The organism is Kitasatospora sp. NPDC059722 (assembly GCF_042733235.1).
Classification (GTDB): domain Bacteria; phylum Actinomycetota; class Actinomycetes; order Streptomycetales; family Streptomycetaceae; genus Kitasatospora.
In genome coordinates this window covers 22,651-48,904 of sequence record NZ_JBHWGD010000016.1, presented here as the reverse complement: position 1 = coordinate 48,904, position 26,254 = coordinate 22,651, and the positions used below count along the sequence as shown (strand labels likewise).

Below are 26,254 nucleotides of genomic sequence, written 5' to 3'. Positions count from 1 at the left end.
CCCGTGATGGCCGTCAAGCGTGAGTTCTACGCCACGGCAGCTGCGGGGCGAAAGTACGGGAATCTTCCGGGAAGCGTGAGCGGGGTCTCGGCCCGGCTCCCCCACCCCGAAATCTTGAAACCGACGAGTTCTTCGCCGGTTTTTTGCAAGCGCGAGTGCGACACGCCCGAGCGCGGGGGTCGGAGAGGGAGTCGTGCGGCAACTAAGGACAAAGGACTACTGAGTAGCCATGGCGGGACAGAAGATCCGCATCCGGCTCAAGGCCTACGACCACGAGGTCATCGACTCCTCGGCGAAGAAGATCGTCGAGACGGTGATTCGTACTGGTGCGCAGGTCGCGGGCCCGGTGCCGCTGCCCACTGAGAAGAACGTGTACTGCGTCATCCGCTCGCCGCACAAGTACAAGGACTCGCGCGAGCACTTCGAGATGCGCACTCACAAGCGTCTGATCGACATCCTCGACCCCACGCCGAAGACGGTTGACTCGCTCATGCGTCTCGACCTGCCGGCGGGCGTCGACATCGAGATCAAGCTCTGAGAGGCGCACCGAAGATGGCTAAGCAGATTAAGGGCATCCTGGGCGAGAAGCTCGGCATGACCCAGGTCTGGGACGAGAACAACCGGATCGTTCCGGTGACCGTCGTCAAGGCTGGGCCCAATGTCGTGACCCAGGTCCACACCGCCGACAGCCCGGCCGGCTACGACGCCGTCCAGATCGGCTTCGGCGAGATCGACCCGCGCAAGGTGAACAAGCCCCTCGCGGGTCACTTCGCCAAGGCCGGTGTCACCCCCCGCCGCCACCTGGTCGAGCTCCGTACCGCGGACGCCTCCGAGTACACCCTCGGCCAGGAGATCACCGCGGAGCTGTTCGAGGCGGGTGTCAAGGTCGACGTGACCGGCACCTCCAAGGGCAAGGGCTTCGCCGGTGTCATGAAGCGCCACAACTTCCGGGGCCTCGGCGCCGGTCACGGTGTGCAGCGCAAGCACCGCTCGCCCGGCTCGATCGGTGGCTGCGCCACCCCGGGTCGCGTGTTCAAGGGCGTGAGGATGGCCGGCCGGATGGGCCACGAGCGTGTGACCACCCAGAACCTGACCATCCATGCCGTTGACGCGGAGAAGGGGCTGCTCCTGATCAAGGGCGCAATCCCGGGCCCGAACGGCGGCCTCGTCCTCGTCCGCACCGCGGCGAAGGGGCTGTGAGGATATGAGCACCATTGACATCCTGTCGCCCTCGGGCGACAAGACCGGCAGCCTCGAGCTGCCGGCCGAGATCTTCGACGCGAAGGTCAGCGTTCCGCTGATGCACCAGGTCGTCGTGGCGCAGCTCGCTGCGGCCCGTCAGGGCACCCACAAGACCAAGACTCGTGCCGAGGTCCGCGGTGGCGGCAAGAAGCCGTACCGCCAGAAGGGCACCGGCCGCGCCCGTCAGGGCTCGACCCGCGCCCCGCAGTTCGCCGGCGGTGGCGTCGTGCACGGTCCCGTGCCGCGCGACTACTCGCAGCGGACCCCGAAGAAGATGATCGCCGCCGCCCTGCGCGGTGCGCTCACCGACCGGGCCCGCCACAACCGCATCCACGTCGTCACCGACGTGGTCGCGACCGAGGCGCCGTCGACCAAGGCCGCCAAGGGTCTGTTCGGCAAGATCACCGAGCGCAAGAACATCCTCCTCGTCGTCGAGCGTGCCGACGAGCTGGGTCTGAAGAGCGCCCGGAACCTGCCGCACGTGCACATCCTGGACGCCGGTCAGCTGAACACCTACGACGTGCTCGTCTCCGACGACGTGGTCTTCACCCAGGCCGCCTTCGAGCGTTTCGTGGCGGGTCCCGCCGCGTCCGCCAAGGCCGTGGCTGCTGAGGGCGAGCTCGAAGGGAGCGCCGCCTGATGGCTGCAGAGATCACGAGCAAGACGTTCACGGACCCCCGTGACGTCCTGGTGAAGCCGGTCATCTCGGAGAAGAGCTACTCGCTCCTCGACGAGAACAAGTACACGTTCGTCGTGTCGCCCGGTGCCAACAAGACCCAGATCAAGCAGGCCGTCGAGGCGGTCTTCTCGGTCAAGGTCGAGTCCGTCAACACGCTCAACCGTCAGGGCAAGCGCAAGCGCTCCAAGACGGGCTTTGGCAAGCGCAAGGACACCAAGCGCGCCATCGTGACGCTGGCTGAGGGCAACCGCATCGACATCTTCGGTGGTCCGGTCTCCTAACGGAGATCGTGATCGTCGATAAGGACGAGGACGAGAGAGCCAAATGGGCATCCGCAAGTACAAGCCGACTACGCCGGGCCGTCGTGGCTCCAGCGTGGCCGACTTCGTAGAGATCACGCGGTCCACGCCGGAGAAGTCGCTGGTTCGCCCCCTGCACAGCAAGGGCGGCCGTAACAACGCCGGTCGGATCACCGTTCGCCACCAGGGTGGCGGTCACAAGCGCGCCTACCGCGTGATCGACTTCCGTCGTCACGACAAGGACGGCGTGCCGGCCAAGGTCGCGCACATCGAGTACGACCCGAACCGCACCGCGCGCATCGCGCTCCTGCACTACGCGGACGGCGAGAAGCGCTACATCATCGCGCCGCGCGGCATCGCGCAGGGTGACCGGATCGAGAACGGCGCTGGCGCCGACATCAAGCCGGGCAACAACCTGCCGCTTCGCAACATCCCGGTCGGTACCACCATCCACGCGGTGGAGCTGCGTCCCGGTGGCGGTGCCAAGATGGCCCGCTCCGCCGGTGCCGGCATCCAGCTGCTCGCGCGTGAGGGCAAGATGGCGCACCTGCGCATGCCCTCCGGCGAGATCCGCCTGGTCGACGCGCGCTGCCGCGCCACCGTCGGCGAGGTCGGCAACGCCGAGCAGTCGAACATCAACTGGGGCAAGGCCGGCCGTATGCGCTGGAAGGGCGTCCGCCCGACCGTGCGTGGTGTCGCCATGAACCCGATCGACCACCCGCACGGTGGTGGTGAGGGTAAGACCTCTGGTGGCCGCCACCCGGTCTCGCCGTGGGGCCAGAAGGAGGGTCGCACTCGTAGCCCGAAGAAGGCTTCGAACGCCCTCATCGTGCGCCGCCGCAAGACCAACAAGAAGCGCTAGGAGCAGGTCAGATGCCGCGCAGTCTCAAGAAGGGCCCCTTCATCGACGGCCACCTTCTCAAGAAGGTGGACGCGCAGAACGAGGCGGGTACCCAGAACGTCATCAAGACCTGGTCCCGTCGCTCCGTGATCTTCCCGGCCATGCTCGGCCACACGATCGCGGTGCACGATGGCCGTAAGCACGTCCCGGTGTTCGTCACCGAGTCGATGGTCGGCCACAAGCTCGGCGAGTTCGCGCCGACGCGTACCTTCCGCGGTCACGTCAAGGACGACCGCAAGTCGAAGCGTCGCTAGTCGCCAGCGAGATTACCGACTCAATGACTTACACCAGCAAGGGGACAACCATGGAAGCCAGGGCCCAGGCGCGGTACATCCGCGTCACGCCCATGAAGGCCCGCCGCGTGGTGGACCTCATCCGTGGCCTGCCGGCCACGGAGGCCCAGGCCGTCCTGCGTTTCGCTCCGCAGGCCGCCACCGTGCCCGTCGGCAAGGTGCTCGACAGCGCCATTGCCAACGCCGCGCACAACTACAACCACTCCAACGTGGACGACCTCGTCATCAGCGAGGCGTACGTTGACGAGGGCCCGACCCTGAAGCGGTTCCGTCCGCGTGCGCAGGGTCGTGCCTACCGGATCCGCAAGCGGACCAGCCACATCACCGTGGTCGTCAGCAGCAAGGAAGGGACCCGGTAATGGGCCAGAAGGTTAACCCGCACGGGTTCCGCCTCGGCATCAGCACGGACTTCAAGTCCCGCTGGTACGCCGACAAGCTGTACAAGGACTACGTCAAGGAAGACGTCGCCATTCGTCGCATGATGACGAAGGGCATGGAGCGCGCCGGCATCTCCAAGGTCGAGATCGAGCGCACCCGCGACCGCGTCCGCGTTGACATCCACACCGCTCGCCCCGGCATCGTCATCGGCCGCCGTGGCACCGAGGCCGACCGCATCCGCGGCGACCTCGAGAAGCTGACCGGCAAGCAGGTCCAGCTGAACATCCTCGAGGTCAAGAACCCCGAGCTGGACGCCCAGCTCGTGGCTCAGGGCGTCGCGGAGCAGCTGTCCTCCCGCGTCTCCTTCCGCCGTGCCATGCGCAAGTCGATGCAGGGCACCATGAAGTCCGGCGCCAAGGGCATCAAGGTCCAGTGCTCCGGTCGTCTCGGCGGCGCCGAGATGAGCCGTTCGGAGTTCTACCGCGAGGGCCGTGTGCCGCTGCACACCCTGCGCGCGAACGTCGACTACGGCTTCTTCGAGGCCAAGACGACCTTCGGCCGCATCGGTGTGAAGGTCTGGATCTACAAGGGCGACGTCAAGAACATCGCCGAGGTCCGCGCTGAGAACGCCGCTGCCCGCTCGGGCAACCGCCCGGCCCGTCCCGAGGGTGGTCGTCCCGCCCGCGGTGGCGAGCGCCGTGGTGGCGAGCGCGGTGGCCGTGGCCGTCGCCCCGCCGCTGCCGAGGCCCCCGCGGCCGCGGCCGCCGAGGCTCCGGCTGCCGAGAACACCGGAACGGAGGCCTGACCGTCATGCTGATCCCCCGTCGGGTCAAGCACCGCAAGCAGCACCACCCCAAGCGCCGCGGCGCTGCCAAGGGTGGCACCGAGCTCGCGTTCGGCGAGTACGGCATCCAGGCCGTCACCCCGGCCTACGTGACGAACCGGCAGATCGAGTCCGCTCGTATCGCCGTCACCCGTCACATCAAGCGTGGCGGCAAGGTCTGGATCAACATCTACCCGGACCGTCCGCTCACCAAGAAGCCGGCCGAGACCCGCATGGGTTCCGGTAAGGGTTCGCCCGAGTGGTGGATCGCGAACGTGCACCCGGGTCGGGTCATGTTCGAGCTGTCGTACCCCAACGAGAAGGTGGCTCGTGAGGCGCTGACCCGCGCTGCTCACAAGCTCCCGATGAAGTGCCGGATCATCCGGCGCGAGGCAGGTGAGAGCTGATGTCGGCCGGCACCAAGGCTGCTGACCTCCGCGAGCTGGACAACGAGGGTCTCGTTGCCAAGCTCCGTGAGGCCAAGGAGGAGCTGTTCAACCTCCGCTTCCAGGCGGCGACCGGGCAGCTCGACAACCACGGACGGCTCAAGCTCGTCCGTAAGGACATCGCGCGGATCTACACCCTGATGCGCGAGCGCGAGCTGGGCATCGAGACGGTGGAGAACGCCTGATGACTGAGAACACCAACGAGACGCGCGGTTTCCGCAAGACCCGTGAGGGTCTCGTCGTCAGCGACAAGATGGACAAGACCGTCGTCGTCGCCGTCGAGGACCGCGTCAAGCACGCTCTGTACGGCAAGGTCATCCGCCGTACGAACAAGCTGAAGGCGCACGACGAGGCGAACGCCTGCGGCATCGGCGACCGGGTCCTCCTCGCGGAGACCCGCCCGCTGTCCGCGACGAAGCGCTGGCGCGTCGTCGAGATCCTCGAGAAGGCCAAGTAACGAAGTTGATGCGGTACGGCCGTATGTGCACCAGGCCCCGTGCGGGCGCTGGTGTGAGCAGCGGCCGGCCCGTCAGCTCTCGTTGACGATCAGGAGAAAGCTGTGATCCAGCAGGAGTCGCGACTGCGAGTCGCCGACAACACGGGCGCGAAGGAAATCCTTTGCATCCGCGTTCTCGGTGGTTCCGGTCGCCGCTACGCCGGCATCGGGGACGTCATCGTCGCGACCGTCAAGGACGCGATCCCCGGCGGTTCGGTGAAGAAGGGTGACGTCGTCAAGTGCGTCGTCGTCCGTACCGTGAAGTCGCGCCGTCGTCCCGACGGTTCGTACATCCGGTTCGACGAGAACGCCGCCGTCGTCCTCAAGAACACCGAGGGTGACCCCCGTGGCACCCGCATCTTCGGCCCGGTGGGCCGCGAGCTGCGCGACAAGAAGTTCATGAAGATCATCTCGCTTGCGCCGGAGGTGCTCTAACCCATGGCGAACAGCATGAAGATCAAGAAGGGTGACCTGGTTCAGGTCATCACCGGCAAGGACCGCGGCAAGCAGGGCAAGGTCATCCAGGCCATGCCCGCCGAGAACAAGGTCCTGGTCGAGGGTGTGAACCGGGTCAAGAAGCACACCAAGCCGGGCCCGGGCACTCAGGGTGGCATCGTCACCGTCGAGGCCCCGGTGCACGTCTCCAACGTCCAGCTGGTCGTGGAGAAGGACGGCAAGAAGGTCGTCACCCGCGTTGGCTACCGCTTCGATGACGAGGGCAACAAGATCCGCGTTGCCAAGCGAACCGGTGAGGACATCTGATGTCTGAGACGACTGTTGAGAAGGTGACCCCCCGTCTCAAGGAGCGTTACAACTCCGAGATCAAGGGTCAGCTGCAGGAGCAGTTCTCGTACGAGAACGTCATGCTGACGCCCGGCCTGGTCAAGGTCGTCGTCAACATGGGTGTCGGCGAGGCCGCCCGTGACAGCAAGCTGATCGAGGGCGCGATCCGCGACCTGACCGCGATCACCGGTCAGAAGCCGGCCGTGACCAAGGCCCGTAAGTCCATCGCGCAGTTCAAGCTGCGCGAGGGCCAGCCGATCGGCACCCACGTCACCCTCCGCGGTGACCGCATGTGGGAGTTCCTGGACCGTCTGGTGTCGCTGGCCCTGCCGCGTATCCGTGACTTCCGTGGCCTCTCCCCGAAGCAGTTCGACGGCCGTGGCAACTACACGTTCGGTCTGACCGAGCAGGTCATGTTCCACGAGATCGACCAGGACAAGGTCGACCGTCAGCGCGGTATGGACATCACCGTCGTGACCACCGCTCAGACCGACGACGAGGGCCGGGCGCTCCTGCGCGCTCTGGGCTTCCCGTTCAAGGAGGCGTGAGCCAATGGCGAAGAAGTCCCTCATCGCGAAGTCCGAGCGCAAGCCGAAGTTCGGCGTCCGGGCCTACACCCGGTGCCAGCGCTGCGGCCGTCCGCACTCGGTGTACCGCAAGTTCGGCCTCTGCCGTGTCTGCCTTCGTGAGATGGCGCACCGCGGCGAGCTGCCGGGCGTGACCAAGAGCTCCTGGTAGTCCAGAGCTTTAGGCACCGCTAGCGACGCAGAGGTGCCCGGCCCCACATCAGCCCGTTTTGGGCTCCCGTACGGATTCCCGTAAGGTTGTGGGGTCGGGCCCCCTGCCACGGCTTCCCCATGGATGCCCGTGGCCCTTCTCTGGGAGGGCTCGCACCCAGTCTTACGACGCCGCAGGTCCCCTGCGTCTGTGCCCCCGCCGCACTCCTCGGAGTGCGGCGGGGGGACCTGGCGCGGAGAAACCACGGCGAGAGAGGCCTGAGGCCATCATGACCATGACCGACCCCATCGCAGACATGCTCACTCGTCTGCGTAACGCGAACTCGGCGTACCACGACTCCGTGGCGATGCCGGCGAGCAAGATCAAGGCGCACGTCGCCCAGATCCTGCAGCAGGAGGGGTACATCTCCTCCTACAAGGTTGAGGAGCCGGCCGAGGGCGAGGTCGGCAAGAAGCTGACCATCGAGCTCAAGTTCGGTCCCAACCGTGAGCGCTCCATTGCCGGCATCAAGCGCATCAGCAAGCCGGGTCTGCGCGTTTACGCAAAGTCCACCAACCTGCCGAAGGTGCTCGGCGGCCTGGGCGTGGCGATCATCTCCACGTCCTCGGGTCTCCTCACCGACAAGCAGGCCGCCAAGAAGGGCGTAGGCGGAGAAGTTCTCGCCTACGTCTGGTAATTCGGGAAACGGAGGTACAGCAATGTCGCGCATTGGACGGCTGCCCATCCAGGTCCCCGCTGGCGTGGACGTCACCATCGATGGCCAGGCGATCTCGGTGAAGGGCCCCAAGGGTTCCCTCACTCACGTCGTCGCCGCGCCGATCGAGATCGGTAAGGGCGAGGACGGCACGCTGCTCGTCACCCGCCCCAACGACGAGCGTCTGTCGAAGGCCCTGCACGGTCTTTCCCGCACGCTGGTGGCGAACATGATCACCGGCGTGACCGCGGGCTACCGCAAGTCGCTGGAGATCAGCGGTGTCGGCTACCGAGTTCTGGCGAAGGGCTCCGACATGGAGTTCCAGCTGGGCTACAGCCACCCGATCCTGGTCGAGGCCCCCGAGGGCATCTCCTTCGTCGTCGAGTCGGCCACCAAGTTCCACGTGGACGGCATCGACAAGCAGAAGGTCGGCGAGGTCGCCGCGAAGATCCGCAAGCTGCGCAAGCCGGACCCGTACAAGGCCAAGGGTGTCAAGTACGCGGGCGAGGTCATCCGCCGCAAGGTCGGAAAGAGTGGTAAGTAAGCGATGAGTGTCTCTGTCAAGATCGGCAAGGGCAACGCCTACAAGAGCGCCGCTCGCAAGCGCCGCGCGATCCGCGTTCGCAAGCGCGTCGTCGGCACCGAGGTGCGTCCGCGCCTCGTCGTGACGCGTTCGAACCGTCACATGGTCGCCCAGGTCATCGACGACGCCAAGGGTCACACCCTGGCGTCGGCGTCCACCCTCGACGTGTCCATCAAGGGCGCCGAGGGCGACAAGACCGAGCTGGCCAAGAAGGTCGGGAGCCTGGTCGCCGAGCGCGCCAAGGCCGCCGGCATCGAGTCGGTCGTCTTCGACCGCGCGGGCAACCGGTACGCCGGCCGCATCGCCGCCCTGGCGGACGCGGCCCGCGAGGCCGGGCTCGACTTCTAAGCCGCTCGTCGACTCAGTCGACGGACGTAATCGAGAGAGGTAATTCCAATGGCTGGACCCCAGCGCCGCGGTAGCGGCGCCGGCGGTGGCACCGGCGGTGGCGAGCGGCGCGACCGTAAGCGTGACGACCGGGGCAACGCCCCCGCCGTCGAGAAGACCGCTTACGTCGAGCGCGTTGTCGCGATCAACCGTGTCGCCAAGGTTGTCAAGGGTGGTCGTCGCTTCTCCTTCACCGCGCTGGTCGTGGTGGGCGATGGTGACGGCACCGTGGGTGTTGGTTACGGGAAGGCGAAGGAGGTTCCGGCCGCCATCGCCAAGGGTGTTGAGGAGGCCAAGAAGAACTTCTTCAAGGTCCCCCGTATCCAGGGCACCATCCCGCACCCCATCCAGGGTGAGAAGGCCGCCGGCGTCGTGCTCCTGAAGCCCGCCGCCCCCGGTACCGGTGTTATCGCCGGTGGTCCGGTGCGCGCCGTCCTGGAGTGCGCCGGCATCCACGACATCCTGTCGAAGTCGCTCGGCTCGGACAACGCGATCAACATCGTGCACGCCACCGTGGCTGCTCTGAAGGGCCTCGTGCGCCCCGAGGAGATCGCCGCCCGTCGTGGCCTGCCGCTGGAGGACGTGGCCCCCGCCGCTCTGCTGCGGGCGCGTGCTGCTGGGGTGAGCGCCTGATGGCTCGCCTGAAGATCACGCAGACCAAGTCGTACATCGGCAGCAAGCAGAATCACCGTGACACCCTGCGTTCGCTTGGTCTCAAGCGCATGCACGACGTCGTGGTGAAGGAGGACCGTCCCGAGATCCGCGGGATGGCCCACACGGTCCGTCACCTGGTGACGGTTGAGGAGGTGGACTGATCATGGGCGACAACCCGATCAAGATCCACAACCTGCGTCCCGCCCCGGGTGCCAAGACCGACAAGATCCGCGTGGGTCGTGGTGAGGGCTCCAAGGGTAAGACCGCTGGTCGTGGCACCAAGGGCACCAAGGCCCGCTACCAGGTTCCGCAGCGCTTCGAGGGTGGCCAGATGCCGCTCCACATGCGCCTGCCGAAGCTGAAGGGCTTCAAGAACCCGTTCAAGATCACCTTCCAGGTCGTCAACCTCGACAAGCTGGCCGAGCTCTACCCGCAGGGTGGAGAGGTCACGGTCGAGGACCTGGTCGCCAAGGGCGCGGTTCGCAAGAACTCGCTCGTCAAGGTGCTCGGCACCGGCGAGATCTCGGTCGCGCTGCAGGTGACGGTCGACGCCGTCTCCGGCTCCGCCGCCGCGAAGATCACCGCCGCCGGCGGTACGGTCACCGAGCTCGTCTGAGCCCGCTGATCACAGCTCCGAACCCCGCACTTCCTCCGGGAAGTGCGGGGTTCGCGCTTTTCCGGTTCGGCCACGGACCGAAAACCGGCCGGAGTGGTCCTCGTTCTTTTGTGTGGCAAATCCGGGCATCCCGTACCCCGTGAGTGGGGGAGGGGCCGTACGCGCTTCTTCCGAGTGGCTGCGCACTGTTAGAGTCCGTGGAGTTCCCTTGTAGGCTGCGCGTAGGCTCGCCTGTGCCGTCTGTACGGGGGCCCGAACCGCAAACTCCCCATTCAGGACCGACCCTCCCGCCGACGACGTGCGGGAGGCGCAGGAGGCACCGTGCTCAGTGCGTTCGCGCGGGCGTTCCAGACGCCCGACCTGCGCAAGAAGCTGCTGTTCACGCTGGGCATCATGGTGCTGTTCCGGCTGGGCTCGCACATCCCGATTCCCGGCGTGAGTTTCACGGCCGTGAACGAGTGCGTGAAGGAGACCAAGAACAGCGGCCTCTTCGGGCTCGTCAACCTGTTCAGTGGTGGCGCGCTTCTTCAGCTCACGATCTTCGCGCTCGGCATCATGCCGTACATCACGGCCAGCATCATCCTCCAGCTCCTCACCGTCGTGATCCCGCGACTCGAGGCGCTGAAGAAGGAGGGCCAGGCCGGTACGGCGAAGATCACCCAGTACACCCGCTACCTGACCATCGCGCTCGCCGTGCTCCAGGGCACCGGCATCGTCGCGACGGCCTCCAGCGGTGCGCTGTTCTCCGGCTGCCCGCTGGCGAACCAGATCGTGCCGGACACCGGCGTGTTCCGGGTCGCCGTCATGGTGCTCACCATGACCGCCGGCACCACCGTCATCATGTGGCTGGGCGAGCTGATCACCGACCGCGGCATCGGCAACGGCATGTCGCTGCTGATCTTCACCTCGATCGCGGCGCAGTTCCCCTCCAACATGTGGGCGATCAAGCAGTCCGGCACCATCGGTGGCGGCTGGGTCGAGTTCCTCTCCGTCGTGGCCGTCGGCGTCATCGTTGTGATGCTGGTCATCTTCGTCGAGCAGGCCCAGCGCCGGATCCCGGTGCAGTACGCGAAGCGCATGATCGGCCGCCGCGCGTTCGGCGGCACCTCGACCTACATCCCGCTCAAGGTGAACCAGGCCGGTGTCATCCCGGTCATCTTCGCCTCGTCGCTGCTGTACATCCCCGCCCTGGTGGTCCAGCTGACCAACAGCCAGGCCGGCTGGGCGACCTGGATCCGGACGAACTTCGTCAAGGGTGACCACCCGATCTACATGGCCACCTACTTCCTGCTGATCGTCTTCTTCGCCTTCTTCTACGTCGCGATCTCCTTCAACCCCGAAGAAGTTGCCGACAATATGAAGAAGTATGGTGGCTTCATCCCGGGCATCCGGGCCGGCCGGCCGACGGCCGAGTACCTGAACTACGTGCTGACCCGGATCACGTGGCCGGGTTCGCTCTACCTGGGCCTGATCGCGTTGATCCCGATGATCGCCCTGGTCGCCTTCGGACAGCAGACCAACTTCCCGTTCGGCGGCACCAGCGTTCTCATCGTCGTCGGCGTCGGACTCGAAACTGTGAAGCAGATCGAGAGCCAGCTCCAGCAGCGCAATTACGAAGGGTTCCTCCGCTGATGCGTATCGTCCTCGTTGGTCCTCCCGGGGCCGGGAAGGGTACTCAGGCGCACCTGCTCGCCAAGACCCTGTCCATCCCCCACATCTCCACCGGAGACCTGTTCCGCGCCAACATCGGCCAGGGCACCCCGCTGGGGCTCGAGGCCAAGAGCTACATGGACGCGGGTCGCCTGGTGCCGGACGAGGTGACCATCGGGATGGCCAAGGACCGGATGCTGCAGGCGGACGCCGCGAACGGCTTCCTGCTCGACGGCTTCCCCCGCAACCTGGGCCAGGCGAAGGCGCTGGACGAGTTCCTCGTCGAGCAGGGCATCACGCTCGACGGCGTGCTGGACCTGGAGGTCCCCGAGGACGAGGTCGTCCGCCGGATCGCCGGCCGGCGCCTGTGCCGCAACGACGGCGGCCACGTGTTCCACGTGGACTACAACCCGCCGAAGGTCGCGGGCGTCTGCGACGAGTGCGGCGGCGAGCTGTACCAGCGCTCGGACGACACCGAGGAGAAGGTGCGCACGCGCCTGGAGGTCTACCACACGGAGACCGAGCCGATCATCGACTACTACGTCCAGCAGGGCCTGGTGGCGACGATCTCGGCGCTCGGCAAGGTGGACGAGGTGACGCAGCGCGCGATCGAGGCGCTGAAGCAGGACAGCTGAGTTTTTTAGCGACGTACGTACGGCCGCGCTCCCTATCCCGGGCAGCGCGGCCGTACGGCGTCGTACGGTGGTACGCAGTGGCAAACGGAACGTGGAAGGCGTGACCCTGATGGTGGAGATCAAGACCCCCGAGCAGATCGCGAAGATGCGAGCGGCCGGGCTGGTCGTCGCCGAAGCGCTGAAGGCCTGCCGTGAGGCGGTCGCCCCGGGGGTGACGACCCAGGAGCTGAACGACGTCGCGGACAAGGTGATCACCGACCACGGCGCCACCTCCAACTTCCGCGCGCACCACGGCGGCCTGTGGTTCCCGGGCGTGATCTGCGCCTCGGTGAACAACGAGGTCGTGCACGGCATCCCCGGTGACCGGGTGCTGCAGGAGGGCGACATCATCTCGATCGACTGCGGCGCCATCCTGGACGGCTGGCACGGCGACGCGGCGATCACCGTCGCCGTCGGCGAGGTCCGCCCCGAGGTCGAGATGCTGAGCCGGGTGACCGAGGGCTCGATGTGGGCCGGCATCGCCCAGATGAAGAAGAGCAACCGCCTGGTCGACGTCTCCAAGGCGATCGAGGGCTTCATCCGCCGCCAGCCGCTGCCGCCGAAGGGCAAGTGGGGCATCACCGAGGGCTACGGCGGTCACGGCATCGGCACCGCGATGCACATGGAGCCGCACGTCCTGAACTACGTCGAGCGCGGCCGCGGCAAGGGCCCGAAGCTGATCCCCGGCACCGTGCTGGCGATCGAGCCGATGGTCTCGCTGGGCACCCCGCACACCACCGTGCTGGAGGACGACTGGACGGTCGTCACCAACGACGGCACCTGGGCCTCGCACTGGGAGCACTCCGTCGCCGTCACCGAGCAGGGCCCGCTGGTCCTGACCGCCTTCGACGGCGGCAAGGCGGAGCTCGCGAAGCTCGGCGTCACGGCCGCGCCGGACCCGCTCGCGTAGTCGCCCGGCGGCCGACTGCCGTCGCCGACAAGGCACCGGAGCCCTGGAGGTTTGGACCTCCAGGGCTTTTGTCCTATTTTTATCGGCTGGCAGTGGCTACTTGTGGGCTCAGAGCGAGGAGAGAGCACGTGCTCAAGGGATTTCGCGACTTCATGATGCGCGGCAACGTCGTCGACATGGCGGTCGGTGTCGTCATCGGGGCCGCGTTCACCGGGGTGGTGACCGGCTTCGTGTCCGCGTTCCTCACCCCACTGGTCGGCGTGGTCGTCGGCGCGGCCGGCGACTTCAGCTCGTACAAGGCGACGGTCGCCAACGTGACCTTCCCGTACGGGCAGTTCCTCAACGTGGTGATCGCGTTCGTGATGACCGCCGCGGTGCTCTACTTCTGCGTCGTCCTGCCGGTGAGCAAGGCCACCGCCCGGTACATGCCCAAGAAGCCGGCCACCCCGAAGCGTCCGTGCCCCGAGTGCCTGACCGACATCCCCGAGGCGGCCCGCCGCTGCTCGGCCTGCACCGCGCACGTCGAGCCGCTGGCGGTGTCCGCCGGGGTGTGACGCGGCCGTCCCGCGGGAGCCTCGTTTTGGCCCATCGGACGCGCTGGCGTAGGATGGACCGTCGGCTCACTCGTAGCGTGCTTCAGCGCGCCCTCTTCCCCTCGGGGACGGGGTGAACCCAGGTTCGCACGAGCGTTCCGCATACGGTAGCCGGTCCCGGAAGGTGGATCTCGCAGTTCATGGCTAAGAAGCAAGGCGCCATTGAGATCGAGGGCACCGTGATCGAGTCTCTGCCGAACGCGATGTTCAAGGTCGAGCTGCAGAACGGTCACAAGGTCCTCGCGCACATCAGTGGCAAGATGCGCATGCACTACATCCGCATCCTGCCGGACGACCGGGTCGTCGTGGAGCTCAGCCCCTACGACCTCACGCGCGGCCGGATCGTCTACCGCTACAAGTAAGAACGTCAGATCTAGACCCGGAGAACCTGAACATGAAGGTCAAGCCGAGCGTCAAGAAGATCTGCGACAAGTGCAAGGTGATCCGCCGCCACGGCCGGGTCATGGTGATCTGCGACAACCTGCGCCACAAGCAGCGCCAGGGCTGATCTCTCCCCAGCATTTCTCGTAGTACTTCGCGCGACGCGAAAAACGTCATAAGCGGGCTACCCGATCCGTCTACGGGACACCGGACGGACTGCCGCCCCCGGTCAGAGGCCGGGGCTCCCTCATCGTGAGATGTCGGAGTAGGTAGCACGCAAGACCTCTGAAGAAACACAGGAGCCTTGAATGGCACGCCTCGCCGGCGTTGATCTCCCCCGTGAGAAGCGGATCGAGATCGCCCTTACCTACGTGTACGGCATCGGCCGTACCCGCGCCCAGCAGACCCTGGCCGAGACCGGTGTCAACCCGGATGTCCGCGTTCGCGACATCTCCGAGGAAGACCTCGTCAAGCTGAGCCAGTACATCGACGCCAACTACACGGTCGAGGGTGACCTCCGCCGTGAGGTGGCCGCCGACATCCGCCGCAAGGTCGAGATCGGCTGCTACGAGGGTCTGCGTCACCGCCGTGGCCTGCCGGTCCGCGGCCAGCGCACCCACACCAACGCGCGTACCCGCAAGGGCCCGCGTCGCGCGATCGCCGGCAAGAAGAAGCCGGGCAAGAAGTAGTCCGTCCCGTAACCGGACATCCCTCCGGCCCGCGGGTCAGCGGACCGACCACCTCAGTAGGAGAACAGACTTATGCCCCCCAAGGGTCGTCAGGCTGCCGGCGCGAAGAAGATCCGCCGCAAGGAAAAGAAGAACGTCGCTCACGGCCACGCGCACATCAAGAGCACGTTCAACAACACCATCGTTTCGATCACCGACCCCGCGGGCAACGTGATCTCCTGGGCCTCCGCCGGCCACGTCGGCTTCAAGGGCTCGCGCAAGTCCACCCCGTTCGCCGCGCAGATGGCCGCCGAGGCCGCTGCCCGTCGCGCGCAGGAGCACGGCATGCGCAAGGTTGACGTCTTCGTGAAGGGTCCGGGCTCCGGCCGCGAGACCGCGATCCGTTCGCTCCAGGCCACCGGCCTGGAGGTCGGCTCGATCCAGGACGTCACCCCCACCCCGCACAACGGCTGCCGTCCGCCGAAGCGCCGCCGCGTCTGACGCAGCGCCTTCGGGCACGCTGGGTCCTGCTTTAAACCACGTACGGGGTCTCGTTTTGTGCGAGACCCCGTACGCTTGGTCCTGTCGGCATCAAATAGTGGGTGCCGAAGACAACCGGAGGATTACCCCCCATGCTTATCGCTCAGCGCCCCTCGCTGACCGAAGAGGTCGTCGACGAGTTCCGCTCGCGGTTCGTGATCGAGCCGCTGGAGCCGGGCTTCGGCTACACCCTCGGCAACTCCCTGCGCCGCACGCTCCTGTCGTCGATCCCGGGTGCCGCTGTCACCAGCATCCGCATCGACGGCGTCCTGCACGAGTTCACCACCGTGCCGGGCGTCAAGGAGGACGTGACCGACCTCATCCTCAACATCAAGCAGCTGGTCGTCTCCTCGGAGCACGACGAGCCGGTCGTGATGTACCTGCGCAAGCAGGGCCCGGGTGTCGTCACCGCCGCCGACATCGCGCCGCCGGCCGGTGTCGAGGTGCACAACCCGGAGCTGGTCCTCGCCACGCTGAACGGCAAGGGCAAGCTGGAGATGGAGCTGACCGTCGAGCGCGGTCGCGGCTACGTCTCCGCCGTCCAGAACAAGGCCTCCGGCCAGGAGATCGGCCGCATCCCGGTCGACTCGATCTACAGCCCCGTGCTGAAGGTCACCTACAAGGTCGAGGCCACCCGTGTCGAGCAGCGGACCGACTTCGACAAGCTGATCGTCGACGTCGAGACCAAGCCCGCCATGCGTCCGCGCGACGCCATGGCCTCGGCCGGCAAGACCCTGGTGGAGCTGTTCGGCCTCGCCCGCGAGCTGAACATCGACGCCGAGGGCATCGACATGGGCCCGTCCCCGACGGACGCCGCCCTGGCCGCCGACCTGGCGCTGCCGATCGAGGAGCTGGAGCTCACGGTCCGCTCCTACAACTGCCTCAAGCGCGAGGGCATCCACACCGTGGGTGAGCTCGTGGCCCGCTCCGAGGCCGACCTGCTCGACATCCGCAACTTCGGTGCGAAGTCGATCGACGAGGTCAAGGCGAAGCTGGCCGGCATGGGCCTGGCCCTCAAGGACAGCCCGCCCGGGTTCGACCCGACCGCGGCCGCCGACGCCTTCGGCGCCGACGACCTGGACGACGCGGGTTACGCCGAGACCGAGCAGTACTAAGAGATTTGGCCGCGGGGGCGGTTCTCGCGAGGACCGTCCCCGTCGTCGTGAAAGTCGTGCGGGCACAGTGCCCGTACGCCCGCTGCGGTACCTGGTACGGCCGCAGTCGGAGATCCAAGGAGTAATTCCATGCCGCGTCCCACCAAGGGTGCCCGCCTCGGCGGTGGCCCGCACCACGAGCCGCTGCTGCTCGCCGGTCTGGCCCGTGAGCTGTTCCAGTACGGCCGCATCACCACCACCGAGGCCAAGGCCCGCCGCCTGCGCCCGCTGGCGGAGAAGCTGATCACCAAGGCGAAGAAGGGCGACATCCACAACCGTCGCCTGGTGCGCAAGACGATCACCGACATCGCCGTGCTGCACACCCTCTTCACCGAGATCGCGCCGCGCTACGAGAACCGCCCGGGTGGCTACACCCGCATCACCAAGGTCGGTCCCCGTCGTGGCGACAACGCCCCGATGGCCGTGATCGAGCTGGTCGAGGCGCTGACCGTCGCGCAGACCGCCGTCGGCGAGGCCGAGGCCGCCACCAAGCGCGCCGTCAAGGAGGCCGACGAGGCCGCCGCCGTCGAGACCAAGGCCGACGAGGCCGAGGCCGCCGAGCAGGCCTGACACCTCTAGGTGTACCGCGGGCCCGTTCTCCCAGCGATGGGGGAGCGGGCCCGTTCCTTGTCTTCGAGGTCCCCGGGAGAAGAGAAGCAGTGGTCAACGATTGCGCCGAGCAGCCGCCGGTGAAGGACGGCCCGGCCGACGGCTACGTCCGGGTCCGGCTCGACCTCGCCTACCACGGCGCCGAGTTCTCCGGCTGGGCCCGCCAGAAGGGCGGCCGCCGGACGGTCCAGGAGGAGATCGAGAGCGCGCTGCAGGTCGTCACCCGCAGCGGCGAGCTGTTCCCGCTGACCGTGGCCGGCCGCACCGACGCCGGCGTCCACGCGCGCGGCCAGGTCGCGCACGTCGACCTGCCGGCCGAGCTGTGGGAGGCGCACCGCGAGAAGCTGCTGCGCCGGCTGGCCGGGCGGCTGCCCGGGGACGTCCGGATCTACCGGGTCGGCGAGGCGCCGCCCGGGTTCGACGCGCGCTTCTCGGCGATCTGGCGGCGCTACGCGTACCGCGTGGCCGACCACCAGGGCGGGGTGGACCCGCTGCTGCGCGGGCACGTGCTCTGGCACGACCGGCCGCTCGACCTCGACCGGATGAACGAGGCCGCCAAGCTGCTGCTCGGCGAGCACGACTTCGCCGCGTACTGCAAGAAGCGCGAGGGCGCGACGACCATCCGCACCCTGCTGGAGCTCCACTGGGACCGCGTCCCGGTGGACCCCTACGCCGCCCAGGAGGGCTCGCTCGCGGTCGCCACCGTCCGCGCCGACGCGTTCTGCCACAACATGGTCCGGGCGCTGGTCGGCGCGATGCTGCTGGTCGGCGACGGGCACCGGCCGGTGGAGTTCCCCGGCGAGGTGCTGGCCGGCGGCGTCCGCAACTCGGCCGTCAACGTGATCCGGCCGTACGGGCTCACGCTGGAGGAGGTCGGCTACCCGGCCGACGACCAGCTGGCCGAACGCAACCGCCAGGCCCGGCGCATGCGGACCCTGCCCGGGCAGCCGGCGGCCGGTTAGGGCCCGTCTCCGGAGGCCGGCCCCAAATCCGTTTTGGCCGGAGGCGTCGGCTTGGGACAATCGCTCCCATGGGACACGTCGAGATTTCGCACCTTGAGTACTACCTGCCGGACGGACGGGTGCTGTTCGACGACGCGTCCTTCCGGGTCGGCGAGGGCGCCGCGGTCGCCCTGGTCGGGGCCAACGGCGCCGGCAAGACGACGCTGCTGCGCATGATCGCGGGCGACATCCAGCCGCACGGCGGCTCGGTGACGATCAGCGGCGGGCTCGGCGTGATGCGCCAGTTCGTCGGCACCACCGGCCGCGAGGACCGGTCGGCCACTCCCGGCGCGCTGCCGGCCGACGCCTCCGTGCGCGACCTGCTGGTCTCCGTCGCCCCCGAGCGGATCGCCACCGCCGCCCGCGCGGTGGACGCCGCCGAGCTCGCGATGATCGCGCAGGACGACGAGAAGACCCAGATGGCCTACGCCCAGGCGCTCTCCGACTGGGCCGACGTCGGCGGCTACGACTACGAGACCGACTGGGACGTCTGCACCATGGCGGCCCTCGGCGTGCCCTTCGACAAGGCCCAGTGGCGCGGCCTGAACACCCTCTCCGGCGGCGAGCAGAAGCGGCTCGTCCTGGAGACGCTGCTGCGCGGCCCGGAGGAGGTGCTCCTCCTCGACGAGCCGGACAACTACCTGGACGTCCCGGGCAAGCGCTGGCTGGAGGAGGCCATCAAGGCCACCTCGAAGACCGTGCTGTACATCTCACACGACCGCGAGCTGCTCTCGAAGACCGCGGACAAGATCATCGCCGTCGAGTCCGGCGCGGCCGGCAGCAGCGTCTGGGTGCACGGCGGCGGCTTCGACAGCTTCCACGAGGCCCGCAAGGACCGCTTCGCGCGCTTCGAGGAGCTCGGCCGGCGCTGGGACGAGGAGCACGCCAAGCTCAAGAAGCTGGTCGTCACCCTGCGCCAGGCCGCCTCCGTCAGCCACGCGCTCGCCACCCGCTACGCCGCCGCCCAGACCCGGCTGAAGAAGTTCGAGGAGGCCGGCCGCCCGGAGGAGCCGCCGCGCGAGCAGAGCATCACCATGCGGCTCAAGGGCGGGCGCACCGGCGTCCGGGCCTTCACCATGGAGCAGTTGGAGCTCACCGGCCTGATGCAGCCCTTCGACCTGGAGGTCTTCTACGGCGAGCGGGTCGGGGTGCTCGGCGCCAACGGCGCTGGCAAGTCGCACCTCCTGCGGCTGCTGGCCGGCGACGAGACGGTCGCGCACACGGGGGCGTGGAAGCTCGGCGCCCGGGTCGTCCCGGGCCACTTCCGGCAGACGCACGCCCACCCGGAGCTGTTCGGGCGCACCGTCCGCTCGATCGTGGAGGAGGAGCACGCGCTCAGCCGCGGCGCCGCGATGGGCGCGCTGCGCCGCTACGAGCTGGACCGGCAGGAGGAGCAGAAGTTCGAGTCGCTGTCCGGCGGCCAGCAGGCCCGGCTGATGATCCTCAAGCTCGAACTCTCCGGCGTGACGGCCCTGTTGCTCGACGAGCCGACCGACAACCTGGACCTGGAGAGCGCCGAGGCGCTGCAGGCCGGGCTGGAGGCCTTCGAGGGCACGGTGCTGTGCGTCACCCACGACCGGTGGTTCGCCCGGACCTTCGACCGCTACCTGGTGTTCGGGGCCGACGGCCGGGTGTTTGAGTCGTCCGAGCCGGTCTGGGACGTCACCCGGGTCGAGCGCGAACGCTGAGTGACGGGCGGCCGGTCCCGCGGCCGGTGGGAGCGGGATTTTGACCCCTCCCCGCCCGCCCGGTAACCTGGACGCTTGATGTGCGTATTGGCTCGCTCTATCTCACGTGAGAGGTCGGTACGCCGGAGACATCAGGTCGACGACCAGCGGTCACCCTTGAATTGCGTCCAAGGGTGATCAGGCTGCTCTTCCGTCCGGGTGCTCCTGTCAGGACTCACTCACTGAAAAGCGAAGGCTACGACCGTGCGTACGTACAGCCCCAAGCCCGGCGACGTCCAGCGTCAGTGGCACGTCATCGACGCGACCGACGTCGTGCTCGGCCGCCTGGCTTCCCAGGCCGCCAACCTCCTCCGGGGCAAGCACAAGGCGATCTACGCGCCGCACGTTGACACTGGTGACTTCGTCATCATCATCAACGCCGACAAGGTGCACCTGTCCGGTAACAAGAAGACCCAGAAGCTGGCCTACCGCCACTCGGGCTTCCCGGGCGGTCTGCGCTCGGTGCGCTACGACGACCTGCTGGCGAACAACCCGGAGAAGGCCGTCGAGAAGGCCATCAAGGGCATGATCCCCAAGAACAGCCTGGGCCGTCAGATGCTCTCGAAGCTGAAGGTCTACTCGGGCGACCAGCACCCCCACGCTGCCCAGCAGCCGGTGCCGTTCGAGATCACCCAGGTCGCGCAGTAATTCGGCCACCAAGCCCCCCAACACTGAAAAGAGCTGAGGAACACCGTGGCCGAGACCACTGAAACCCTTGAGGTCGACTTCGACGAGGCCGTTGAGGCCGTCGAGGGCGAGTACACCTCCGAGGAGAGCTACACCTCCGAGTCGCTGGCCGGCCGCTTCGGCGAGGCCGTCCCCGGCGCCGGCCTGGGCCGTCGCAAGGAGGCGATCGCCCGCGTGCGCATCGTCCCCGGCACCGGCCAGTGGAAGATCAACGGTCGCACCCTCGAGGGTTACTTCCCCAACAAGGTGCACCAGCAGACCGTGAACGAGCCCTTCAAGCTCCTCGAGCTGGACGGCCGTTACGACGTCGTCGCCCGCATCAGCGGTGGCGGCGTCTCCGGCCAGGCCTACGCGCTGCGCCTCGGCGTGGCCCGTGCCCTGAACGAGGCCGACGTGGACAACAACCGCGGCGCGCTGAAGAAGGCCGGCTTCCTGACCCGTGACGCCCGCGCCGTCGAGCGCAAGAAGGCCGGTCTGAAGAAGGCCCGCAAGGCGCCGCAGTACAGCAAGCGCTAATCGCGTCCCAGGGGGTGCGTACCGCCCTGGCGGCGCCGCCCCCTGGTTTGCGCAACCGTCGCCCCGGAGTACCACGTGTACTCCGGGGCGACGCGTTCCCCGGCTACTGTGCGGCGGCCGGGGACCGAGTGGACTTCCGGGACTGGTTGATGGAGGACGGGACAGTGGGACGACTCTTCGGTACGGACGGCGTGCGCGGAGTGGCCAACGTGGGCCTGACGGCGGAGCTCGCGCTCGGCCTGTCGGTCGCGGCGGCCCACGTGCTCGGCGAGGCCGGCGCCTTCGACGGCCACCGGCCGGTCGCGGTGGTCGGTCGCGATCCGCGGGCGTCGGGCGAGTTCCTGGAGGCCGCGGTCATCGCGGGCCTGGCCAGTTCCGGCGTCGACGTGCTGCGCGTCGGCGTGCTGCCCACCCCGGCCGTGGCGTACCTCACCGGCGCGCTCGGCGCCGACTTCGGCGTGATGCTCTCCGCCAGCCACAACGCGATGCCGGACAACGGCATCAAGTTCCTCGCCCGCGGCGGCCACAAGCTGGACGACACGATCGAGGACGCGATCGAGGCCCACTACCGCGCCCACGCCCTCGGCGGCGAGGAGTGGAACCGTCCGACCGGCGCGGCCGTCGGCCGGGTGCGCGAGTACACCGAGGGCTTCGACAAGTACGTCGCCCACCTGATCGGCGTCCTGCCCAACCGCCTGGACGGCATCAAGGTCGTCATCGACGGCGCCCACGGCGCCGCCGCCTACGTCGCCCCCGAGGCCTTCGCCCGGGCCGGCGCCGAGGTCGTCCACACCCTGGGCGCGGAGCCCACCGGCCTCAACATCAACGACGGCGTCGGCTCCACCCACCTGGACCGGCTGCGCACGGCGATGAAGGAGTACCAGGCCGACCTCGGCATCGCCCTCGACGGCGACGCCGACCGCTGCCTGGCCGCCGACGCCGACGGCAACGAGGTGGACGGCGACCAGATCATCGCCATCCTCGCCGTCGCCATGAAGGAGGCCGGCACCCTGCGCCGCAACACCGCGGTCGCCACCGTGATGTCCAACCTCGGCTTCAAGCTGGCGATGGAGCGCGAGGGCGTCGACCTGGTGGAGACCGCCGTCGGCGACCGCTACGTGCTGGAGGCGATGAAGGAGCACGGCTTCGCGCTCGGCGGCGAGCAGTCCGGCCACGTCATCCTGCTGGACCACGCCACCACCGGCGACGGCACCCTGACCGGCCTGATGCTGGGCGCCCGCCTGGCCGCCACCAAGCAGCCGCTCGCCGACCTGGCCGCCGTGATGACCCGGCTGCCGCAGGTCCTGATCAACGTCAAGGGCGTCGACAAGGGCCGCGTGAAGACCAGCACCGAGCTGGCCGCCGCGGTCGCCGAGGCCGAGGCCGAGCTGGGCTCCACCGGCCGGGTGCTGCTGCGCCCGTCGGGCACCGAGCCGCTGGTGCGCGTCATGGTCGAGGCCGCGGACGCCGTCCAGGCCGAGGGCGTCGCCGCCAAGCTGGCCGAGGCCGTGCGGACGCACCTGGGCTGAGCCCGGACGTGACGAAGGCCCCCGCCGCGGCCCCTGGACATCAGGGGGGCGCGGCGGGGGCCTTCGCGGTCTGCTCCGAGGGGGCGTCAGAGCTTGCGCAGCAGGGCCCGGCGGACCTTGTGGTCCGGGCCCTTCTGCAGGACCAGGGTGGCCCGGCCCCGGGTCGGCAGCACGTTCTCCAGCAGGTTGGGCTTGTTGATGGTGCGCCAGACCTGGCGGCCGTAGTCCATCGCCTCCTCCTCCGGCACCTCGGTGAAGCGGCGGAAGTAGGAGTTCGGGTCCTGGAAGGCGGTCTCGCGCAGCTTGCGGAAGCGGTCCAGGTACCAGTGCTCGATGTCGTCGGTGCGGGCGTCGACGTAGATCGAGAAGTCGAAGTAGTCGGCCACCGCGAGGCGGGTCCGGCCGTCGGTGCCGGGCAGGGCGGGCTGGAGGACGTTCAGGCCCTCGACGATCAGGATGTCCGGGCGCTCCACGGTGAGCCGCTCGTCCGGCACGATGTCGTACACCAGGTGCGAGTAGACCGGGGCGCTGACGCGGTCCTTGCCCGCCTTCACGTCCGCGACGAAGCGCATCAGCGCGCGGCGGTCGTAGGACTCGGGGAAGCCCTTGCGGGCCATCAGGCCGCGGCGGCGCAGCTCGGCGTTGGGCAGCAGGAAGCCGTCGGTGGTGACCAGTTCGACCCGCGGGTGCTCGGGCCAGCGGGCCAGCAGGGCCTGCAGCAGCCGTGCGGTGGTCGACTTGCCGACCGCGACGGAGCCGGCCACGCCGATGATGAACGGCGTGCGGGTGCGCTCGGTGTCCGGAGTGTCCAGGAACGTGCCCAGCGCGCCCCGCAGGTCGTGCGTGGCGTGGATGTACAGGTTCAGCAGCCGGGACAGCGGCAGGTAGACGTCCCGGACCTCGTCCAGGTCGAGCGCCGTGCCGAGACCGCGCAGCCGCTCGACCTCCTCGGCGGTCAGTGGCAGCGGCGTACGCTCGCGAAGGGCGCTCCACTCGGCCCGGCTGAGGTCCACGTAGGGGGACGGCGAGGGGCCGGGGGCGGTCGCGCCCCGGGTACAGAGTTCGGTCAGCACGTCCTCCATTGTGAGCGGTGGCGGCGTTCACGGTGGTTGTGGTGTCGGTCACGCACTGTTCGCGAAAGGTGGGAAAACGGGCCCAGACCCGCCCTTATGCTGGCACGCATGTGCGGAATTGTTGGATACGTGGGCGCGCAGTCCGCCCTCGACGTAGTAATCGCAGGCCTGCAGCGACTGGAGTACCGGGGCTACGACTCCGCCGGTGTCGCCGTGCAGGTCCAGGGCTCCGACGGGCAGTGGAGCCTCGTCACCGACAAGCGGGCCGGCAAGCTCGCCAACCTGGAGAAGTCGCTCGCCGAGTCCCCTCTGCCCGGCGGCACCACCGGCATCGGCCACACCCGCTGGGCCACCCACGGCGGCCCGACGGACGCCAACGCCCACCCCCACCTGGACGACGACCGCCGCGTGGCCGTCGTGCACAACGGCATCATCGAGAACTTCGCCCAGCTGCGCGCCGAGATCGCCGAGCGCGGCCACACCCTGCGCTCCGAGACCGACACCGAGGTCGTGGCGCACCTGCTCGGCGAGGCCTACCAGGGCGACCTCGCGGAGGCCATGCGAGTGGTCTGCCGCCGGCTGGACGGCGCCTTCACCCTCGTCGCCGTGCACGCCGACATGCCGGACGTCGTCGTCGGCGCCCGCCGCAACTCGCCGCTGGTCGTCGGGCGCGGCGAGGGCGAGAACTTCCTCGCCTCGGACGTCGCCGCCTTCATCGCGCACACCCGCGAGGCGATCGAGCTGGGCCAGGACCAGGTCGTCGAGCTGCGCCACGACGGCGTGACCGTCACCAACTTCGACGGCACCCCGGCCGACGTGCGCGAGTACCACGTCGACTGGGACGCCTCCGCCGCCGAGAAGGGCGGCTACGACTACTTCATGCTCAAGGAGATCGCCGAGCAGCCGAAGGCCGTCGCCGACACCCTCCTCGGCCGGATCGGCACCGACGGCCGCCTGACCCTCGACGAGCTGCGGATCTCCGACGCCGACCTGCGCTCCGTCGACAAGGTCGTCATCGTCGCCTGCGGCACCGCGTTCCACGCCGGCATGATCGCCAAGTACGCGATCGAGCACTGGACCCGCATCCCCTGCGAGGTCGAGGTCGCCTCGGAGTTCCGCTACCGCGACCCGATCATGGGCCCGGGCACGCTGGTCATCGCGATCTCGCAGTCCGGCGAGACCATGGACACCCTGATGGCCCTGCGGCACGCCCGCGAGCAGGGCGCCAAGGTGCTGGCGATCTGCAACACCAACGGCTCGACGATCCCGCGCGAGTCGGACGCGGTGCTGTACACGCACGCCGGTCCCGAGGTCGCCGTCGCGTCGACCAAGGCGTTCCTCACCCAGCTGGTCGCCTGCTACCTGGTCGCCCTGTACCTGGGCCAGGTCCGCGGCACCAAGTGGGGCGACGAGATCTTCACGATCATCCGCGAGCTCGGCGACGCGCCGAAGCAGGTCGAGCAGGTGCTGGAGACGATGGAGCCGGTGCGCGAGCTGGCCCGCTCGCTGGCCGACGCCCGCTCGGTGCTGTTCCTCGGCCGCCACGTCGGCTTCCCGGTGGCCCTGGAGGGCGCGCTCAAGCTCAAGGAGCTCGCCTACATGCACGCCGAGGGCTTCGCGGCCGGCGAGCTGAAGCACGGCCCGATCGCGCTCATCGAGGAGGGGCTGCCGGTCGTCGTGGTCGTGCCCTCGCCGCGCGGGCGTTCGATCCTGCACGACAAGATCGTCTCCAACATCCAGGAGATCCGCGCCCGTGGCGCCCGGACGATCGTGATCGCCGAGGAGGGCGACGAGGCGGTCGTGCCGTACGCCGACCACCTGATCCGCATCCCGGCGACCCCGACGCTGCTCCAGCCGCTGGTGTCCACCGTCCCGCTGCAGGTCTTCGCCTGCGAGCTGGCCACGGCCAAGGGCCACGAGGTCGACCAGCCGCGGAACCTGGCGAAGTCCGTCACGGTCGAGTAGTCCCGGCCCCTCTCCACGGCGCCCCTGCGGCTACCGCAGGGGCGCCGTGTCGAGCGTGAAGGAGAACGGGGCGGGCAGGTCGATCGGCTTGCCGAAGTCGGTCTGGGTGTGGGCTGTGTAGTCGCCGTTCTCCGGGTCCGTGAACAGCGTGACCCTGCCCGCAGTGCGGTCGACCAGCAGATAGCAGGGGATGGCTGCGGCTGCGTAGCCGAGGCGCTTCGGCTCGCGCGCCCTGTGCGGACAGGTCGACGGGAGTTCGAGGACGAGCGCGACGCCGGCGGACGGTGCCCACGGAGCCTGATCCCGGAAGTGGCCCAACGGGGCCACGGTGGCGGCCGGGACGAACCGGCCCGCCGGGGTGATCAGCCCCCTGGCCGTGCTGACGTACAGCTCCTCGACCGCTTCCCGGGCCACGGTCCGGGCGAACCACGCGACCGCGTGCTCGTGAGTGCCGCCCGCTGATGGCGCGAGGACGATCTCCTCTTCGGGCTGGAAGAGCTCGGATTTGAAGAACTGAGGCACATGCAGCCTCAGGAACGTCTGGAGCAGGTCCACGTGCGACACC

At 68.4% G+C, this 26,254-nt stretch carries 39 protein-coding genes; 37 read left to right on the top strand and 2 right to left on the bottom strand.

Translation table 11 applies throughout. From position 1 onward, the window contains the following. Positions 1 to 229: 229 nt before the first annotated feature. From rpsJ to glmM, 36 genes are all read left to right on the top strand, one after another. Positions 230 to 538, top strand: a complete 309-nt coding sequence (gene rpsJ / locus ACFV4F_RS13245) for a 30S ribosomal protein S10 (RefSeq protein WP_012785157.1) — start codon at positions 230 to 232, stop codon at positions 536 to 538. A gap of 14 nt (positions 539 to 552) precedes the next feature. Continuing rightward, positions 553 to 1,200, top strand: a complete 648-nt coding sequence (gene rplC / locus ACFV4F_RS13240) for a 50S ribosomal protein L3 (protein ID WP_380435912.1) — start codon at positions 553 to 555, stop codon at positions 1,198 to 1,200. Between the two features lie 4 nt (positions 1,201 to 1,204). After that, entirely contained in the window at positions 1,205 to 1,882 is a 678-nt protein-coding gene (gene rplD / locus ACFV4F_RS13235) for a 50S ribosomal protein L4 (protein ID WP_380435914.1), read from the top strand. Further along, on the top strand, positions 1,882 to 2,202 hold the full coding sequence (gene rplW, locus ACFV4F_RS13230; RefSeq protein WP_063348967.1) for a 50S ribosomal protein L23: 321 nt from the start codon (positions 1,882 to 1,884) through the stop codon (positions 2,200 to 2,202). Before rplD ends, rplW begins: the two co-directional genes overlap by 1 nt. Before the next feature lie 43 nt (positions 2,203 to 2,245). Further along, on the top strand, positions 2,246 to 3,082 hold the full coding sequence (gene rplB / locus ACFV4F_RS13225; RefSeq protein ID WP_063348968.1) for a 50S ribosomal protein L2: 837 nt from the start codon (positions 2,246 to 2,248) through the stop codon (positions 3,080 to 3,082). A gap of 11 nt (positions 3,083 to 3,093) precedes the next feature. Beyond that, positions 3,094 to 3,375: a 30S ribosomal protein S19 gene (rpsS, locus tag ACFV4F_RS13220; RefSeq protein ID WP_030055821.1), complete on the top strand. Its 282-nt coding sequence runs from the start codon at positions 3,094 to 3,096 to the stop codon at positions 3,373 to 3,375. A gap of 50 nt (positions 3,376 to 3,425) precedes the next feature. Then, positions 3,426 to 3,773 carry a 50S ribosomal protein L22 gene (rplV, locus tag ACFV4F_RS13215; RefSeq protein ID WP_030055822.1) on the top strand — a complete coding sequence of 116 codons (348 nt, stop codon included), beginning with the start codon at positions 3,426 to 3,428 and terminating at the stop codon, positions 3,771 to 3,773. Beyond that, entirely contained in the window at positions 3,773 to 4,597 is an 825-nt protein-coding gene (gene rpsC, locus ACFV4F_RS13210) for a 30S ribosomal protein S3 (protein ID WP_188301636.1), read from the top strand. Before rplV ends, rpsC begins: the two co-directional genes overlap by 1 nt. A gap of 5 nt (positions 4,598 to 4,602) precedes the next feature. Next, a complete protein-coding gene (gene rplP, locus ACFV4F_RS13205; RefSeq protein WP_030055824.1) occupies positions 4,603 to 5,022 on the top strand; it encodes a 50S ribosomal protein L16 in 420 nt (139 codons plus the stop codon). After that, positions 5,022 to 5,246: a 50S ribosomal protein L29 gene (gene rpmC, locus ACFV4F_RS13200; protein ID WP_063348970.1), complete on the top strand. Its 225-nt coding sequence runs from the start codon at positions 5,022 to 5,024 to the stop codon at positions 5,244 to 5,246. Before rplP ends, rpmC begins: the two co-directional genes overlap by 1 nt. Then, positions 5,246 to 5,518 (top strand): 30S ribosomal protein S17, encoded by a 273-nt coding sequence (gene rpsQ / locus ACFV4F_RS13195; protein WP_030055826.1) that lies wholly within the window; start codon positions 5,246 to 5,248, stop codon positions 5,516 to 5,518. Before rpmC ends, rpsQ begins: the two co-directional genes overlap by 1 nt. Before the next feature lie 102 nt (positions 5,519 to 5,620). Next, positions 5,621 to 5,992, top strand: coding sequence for a 50S ribosomal protein L14 (gene rplN, locus ACFV4F_RS13190; protein WP_030055827.1), 372 nt, complete (start codon positions 5,621 to 5,623; stop codon positions 5,990 to 5,992). 15 nt (positions 5,993 to 6,007) lie between these two features. Beyond that, the gene (gene rplX / locus ACFV4F_RS13185) at positions 6,008 to 6,319 is read left to right on the top strand and encodes a 50S ribosomal protein L24 (protein WP_030055828.1); all 312 of its coding nucleotides are present in this window, start codon (positions 6,008 to 6,010) and stop codon (positions 6,317 to 6,319) included. Then, positions 6,319 to 6,888: a 50S ribosomal protein L5 gene (rplE, locus tag ACFV4F_RS13180; protein ID WP_030393302.1), complete on the top strand. Its 570-nt coding sequence runs from the start codon at positions 6,319 to 6,321 to the stop codon at positions 6,886 to 6,888. The genes rplX and rplE overlap by 1 nt, the downstream gene beginning before the upstream one ends. A 4-nt stretch (positions 6,889 to 6,892) precedes the next feature. Beyond that, on the top strand, positions 6,893 to 7,078 hold the full coding sequence (locus tag ACFV4F_RS13175) for a type Z 30S ribosomal protein S14 (protein ID WP_030055830.1): 186 nt from the start codon (positions 6,893 to 6,895) through the stop codon (positions 7,076 to 7,078). Between the two features lie 268 nt (positions 7,079 to 7,346). Beyond that, entirely contained in the window at positions 7,347 to 7,754 is a 408-nt protein-coding gene (gene rpsH / locus ACFV4F_RS13170; protein ID WP_030280781.1) for a 30S ribosomal protein S8, read from the top strand. Positions 7,755 to 7,776: 22 nt separating this feature from the next. Beyond that, positions 7,777 to 8,316, top strand: coding sequence for a 50S ribosomal protein L6 (rplF, locus tag ACFV4F_RS13165; protein ID WP_380435917.1), 540 nt, complete (start codon positions 7,777 to 7,779; stop codon positions 8,314 to 8,316). A 3-nt stretch (positions 8,317 to 8,319) separates the two neighbouring features. Further along, positions 8,320 to 8,703 (top strand): 50S ribosomal protein L18, encoded by a 384-nt coding sequence (rplR, locus tag ACFV4F_RS13160; protein ID WP_030280785.1) that lies wholly within the window; start codon positions 8,320 to 8,322, stop codon positions 8,701 to 8,703. A 48-nt stretch (positions 8,704 to 8,751) separates the two neighbouring features. Beyond that, the gene (gene rpsE / locus ACFV4F_RS13155; protein ID WP_030055834.1) at positions 8,752 to 9,375 is read left to right on the top strand and encodes a 30S ribosomal protein S5; all 624 of its coding nucleotides are present in this window, start codon (positions 8,752 to 8,754) and stop codon (positions 9,373 to 9,375) included. Then, a complete protein-coding gene (gene rpmD, locus ACFV4F_RS13150; protein ID WP_030055835.1) occupies positions 9,375 to 9,557 on the top strand; it encodes a 50S ribosomal protein L30 in 183 nt (60 codons plus the stop codon). Before rpsE ends, rpmD begins: the two co-directional genes overlap by 1 nt. A gap of 2 nt (positions 9,558 to 9,559) precedes the next feature. Next, positions 9,560 to 10,012, top strand: coding sequence for a 50S ribosomal protein L15 (gene rplO, locus ACFV4F_RS13145; protein WP_380435919.1), 453 nt, complete (start codon positions 9,560 to 9,562; stop codon positions 10,010 to 10,012). Between the two features lie 321 nt (positions 10,013 to 10,333). Beyond that, positions 10,334 to 11,644, top strand: coding sequence for a preprotein translocase subunit SecY (secY, locus tag ACFV4F_RS13140; protein ID WP_380435921.1), 1,311 nt, complete (start codon positions 10,334 to 10,336; stop codon positions 11,642 to 11,644). Then, complete coding sequence (locus ACFV4F_RS13135; RefSeq protein ID WP_380435923.1) at positions 11,644 to 12,297, top strand: adenylate kinase; 654 nt, start codon at positions 11,644 to 11,646, stop codon at positions 12,295 to 12,297. Before secY ends, ACFV4F_RS13135 begins: the two co-directional genes overlap by 1 nt. A 109-nt stretch (positions 12,298 to 12,406) precedes the next feature. Then, a complete protein-coding gene (map, locus tag ACFV4F_RS13130) occupies positions 12,407 to 13,246 on the top strand; it encodes a type I methionyl aminopeptidase (protein WP_380496090.1) in 840 nt (279 codons plus the stop codon). 128 nt (positions 13,247 to 13,374) lie between these two features. Further along, positions 13,375 to 13,800 (top strand): large conductance mechanosensitive channel protein MscL, encoded by a 426-nt coding sequence (gene mscL, locus ACFV4F_RS13125; RefSeq protein WP_380435925.1) that lies wholly within the window; start codon positions 13,375 to 13,377, stop codon positions 13,798 to 13,800. A gap of 179 nt (positions 13,801 to 13,979) precedes the next feature. Continuing rightward, complete coding sequence (infA, locus tag ACFV4F_RS13120) at positions 13,980 to 14,201, top strand: translation initiation factor IF-1 (RefSeq protein ID WP_003956442.1); 222 nt, start codon at positions 13,980 to 13,982, stop codon at positions 14,199 to 14,201. 32 nt (positions 14,202 to 14,233) lie between these two features. Beyond that, positions 14,234 to 14,347 carry a 50S ribosomal protein L36 gene (rpmJ, locus tag ACFV4F_RS13115; protein WP_003956441.1) on the top strand — a complete coding sequence of 38 codons (114 nt, stop codon included), beginning with the start codon at positions 14,234 to 14,236 and terminating at the stop codon, positions 14,345 to 14,347. A gap of 181 nt (positions 14,348 to 14,528) precedes the next feature. After that, complete coding sequence (gene rpsM, locus ACFV4F_RS13110; RefSeq protein WP_097237495.1) at positions 14,529 to 14,909, top strand: 30S ribosomal protein S13; 381 nt, start codon at positions 14,529 to 14,531, stop codon at positions 14,907 to 14,909. 72 nt (positions 14,910 to 14,981) lie between these two features. Then, complete coding sequence (rpsK, locus tag ACFV4F_RS13105; RefSeq protein WP_030232513.1) at positions 14,982 to 15,389, top strand: 30S ribosomal protein S11; 408 nt, start codon at positions 14,982 to 14,984, stop codon at positions 15,387 to 15,389. 131 nt (positions 15,390 to 15,520) lie between these two features. Beyond that, positions 15,521 to 16,543 carry a DNA-directed RNA polymerase subunit alpha gene (locus ACFV4F_RS13100; protein WP_030055844.1) on the top strand — a complete coding sequence of 341 codons (1,023 nt, stop codon included), beginning with the start codon at positions 15,521 to 15,523 and terminating at the stop codon, positions 16,541 to 16,543. Positions 16,544 to 16,672: 129 nt separating this feature from the next. Continuing rightward, positions 16,673 to 17,152 carry a 50S ribosomal protein L17 gene (gene rplQ, locus ACFV4F_RS13095; RefSeq protein WP_359962289.1) on the top strand — a complete coding sequence of 160 codons (480 nt, stop codon included), beginning with the start codon at positions 16,673 to 16,675 and terminating at the stop codon, positions 17,150 to 17,152. A gap of 89 nt (positions 17,153 to 17,241) precedes the next feature. After that, positions 17,242 to 18,153 (top strand): tRNA pseudouridine(38-40) synthase TruA, encoded by a 912-nt coding sequence (gene truA, locus ACFV4F_RS13090; RefSeq protein ID WP_380435927.1) that lies wholly within the window; start codon positions 17,242 to 17,244, stop codon positions 18,151 to 18,153. Between the two features lie 68 nt (positions 18,154 to 18,221). Further along, the gene (locus tag ACFV4F_RS13085) at positions 18,222 to 19,880 is read left to right on the top strand and encodes an ABC-F family ATP-binding cassette domain-containing protein (protein ID WP_380496056.1); all 1,659 of its coding nucleotides are present in this window, start codon (positions 18,222 to 18,224) and stop codon (positions 19,878 to 19,880) included. A gap of 243 nt (positions 19,881 to 20,123) precedes the next feature. Further along, entirely contained in the window at positions 20,124 to 20,567 is a 444-nt protein-coding gene (rplM, locus tag ACFV4F_RS13080) for a 50S ribosomal protein L13 (protein ID WP_030055846.1), read from the top strand. A gap of 45 nt (positions 20,568 to 20,612) precedes the next feature. Next, positions 20,613 to 21,122 carry a 30S ribosomal protein S9 gene (gene rpsI, locus ACFV4F_RS13075; RefSeq protein WP_049649053.1) on the top strand — a complete coding sequence of 170 codons (510 nt, stop codon included), beginning with the start codon at positions 20,613 to 20,615 and terminating at the stop codon, positions 21,120 to 21,122. Between the two features lie 164 nt (positions 21,123 to 21,286). Then, positions 21,287 to 22,651: a phosphoglucosamine mutase gene (gene glmM, locus ACFV4F_RS13070; RefSeq protein WP_380435932.1), complete on the top strand. Its 1,365-nt coding sequence runs from the start codon at positions 21,287 to 21,289 to the stop codon at positions 22,649 to 22,651. An 86-nt stretch (positions 22,652 to 22,737) separates the two neighbouring features. On the opposite strand, the gene coaA is transcribed toward glmM, so the two are convergent. Continuing rightward, positions 22,738 to 23,733, bottom strand: a complete 996-nt coding sequence (coaA, locus tag ACFV4F_RS13065) for a type I pantothenate kinase (RefSeq protein ID WP_380435934.1) — start codon at positions 23,731 to 23,733, stop codon at positions 22,738 to 22,740. A gap of 99 nt (positions 23,734 to 23,832) precedes the next feature. On the opposite strand from coaA, the gene glmS reads away from it, so the two are divergent. Continuing rightward, positions 23,833 to 25,689, top strand: coding sequence for a glutamine--fructose-6-phosphate transaminase (isomerizing) (gene glmS, locus ACFV4F_RS13060; protein WP_380435936.1), 1,857 nt, complete (start codon positions 23,833 to 23,835; stop codon positions 25,687 to 25,689). A 30-nt stretch (positions 25,690 to 25,719) separates the two neighbouring features. Here the strand turns inward: glmS and ACFV4F_RS13055 are convergent, their stop codons facing one another. Then, the gene (locus ACFV4F_RS13055) at positions 25,720 to 26,244 is read right to left on the bottom strand and encodes a Uma2 family endonuclease (RefSeq protein WP_380435938.1); all 525 of its coding nucleotides are present in this window, start codon (positions 26,242 to 26,244) and stop codon (positions 25,720 to 25,722) included. Between the last annotated feature and the right edge of the window lie 10 nt (positions 26,245 to 26,254).